At 37.6% G+C, this 1,382-nt stretch carries 1 protein-coding gene; it reads left to right on the forward strand.

Annotation, left to right across the window (positions count from 1 at the left end):
• The first annotated feature begins 8 nt into the window (after nucleotides 1–8).
• A protein-coding gene (locus HMPREF2628_RS10280; protein ID WP_142350478.1) for an IS3 family transposase occupies nucleotides 9–1,360 on the forward strand; the annotation gives its coding sequence in 2 pieces (ribosomal slippage) (nucleotides 9–450 and nucleotides 450–1,360; 1,353 coding nt in all).
• Nucleotides 1,361–1,382 lie beyond the last annotated feature (22 nt).

A 1,382-nucleotide genomic window follows, 5' to 3' on the forward strand; every position in this document is an offset into this window, starting at 1 on the left:
GTTTTATTATGAAATTGAGTTATGAAGATAAAATTCAGATCTATGAACTTAGAAAACAAGGATATAGCTTAGAGAAGCTTTCAAATAAATTTGAGATAAACAATTCTAATCTTAGGTACATGATTAAATTGATTGATCGTTACGGAATAGAGTTCGTCAAAAAAGGGAAAAATCGTTACTATTCTCCTCATTTAAAACAAGAAATGATTAATAAAGTCTTACATGAAAACTGGTCTCAAGATAGAGTTTCTCTCAAATATGCTCTCCCAAATCGTGGTATGCTTCCAAATTGGCTAGCACAATATAAGAAAAACGGGTATACTATTGTTGAGAAAACAAGAGGGAGACCAACTAAAATGGGACGTAAACGGAAGAAAACCTGGGAAGAAATGACAGAACTAGAGCGACTCCAAGAGGAGAATGAACGCTTACGGACTGAGGTGGCCTACCTAAAAAAGTTAAAAGAGCTGGAAGACAGGGACGAAGCCTTAGAGCGAGAAAGGCAGAGACAATTAGAGAAATGGCTTCAGGAGGATTTCGACTAGATTTACTTCTTGAAACAGCACGTTTAGCTCGCTCAACTTACTATTATCAGTTGAAACAACTGGATGGGCTTGATAAAGATAAAGAGCTTAAAACCGAAATTCAGGCCATTTATAATGACCATAAAGGAAATTATGGCTATCGTAGAGTTACTCTTGAATTGAGGAATCGTGGTCATATAGTAAACCATAAGAAGGTCCAACGTCTGATGAAAGTCCTTGGTTTAACAGCTCGAATTCGCCGGAAACGAAAGTATTCTTCCTACCAAGGAGAGATTGGTAAGAAAGCAGAGAATCTCATTCAACGTCAGTTTGAAGCATCAAGGCCAATGGAAAAGTGCTATACGGATGTGACAGAGTTTGCCATTCCAAATAGCACACAGAAACTCTATTTATCGCCAGTTTTAGATGGATTTAATAGCGAAATTATCGCCTATAATCTTTCAACTTCACCAAACTTAGAACAAGTGAAAGCTATGTTAAACCAGGCCTTTACAGAGAAACACTACGAGCATACGATTCTCCATAGCGATCAAGGCTGGCAATACCAACACGATTTTTATCATCGGTTCCTAGAGAGTAAGGGAATTCAAGCATCCATGTCACGCAAGGGCAACAGCCCAGACAATGGCATGATGGAGTCCTTCTTTGGCATTTTGAAATCTGAAATGTTTTATGGTTATGAGAAGCACTTTAGGTCTTTAGAAGACCTTGAACAAGCTATTGTGGACTACATTGATTACTACAACAACAAACGAATTAAAGTCAAACTAAAAGGACTTAGCCCTGTGCAATACAGAACTAAATCCTTTCAATAATTATTTGTCCAACTTTTGGGGG

This window comes from Streptococcus sp. HMSC063B03 (genome assembly GCF_001836965.1).
Lineage (GTDB): Bacteria > Bacillota > Bacilli > Lactobacillales > Streptococcaceae > Streptococcus > Streptococcus pneumoniae_F.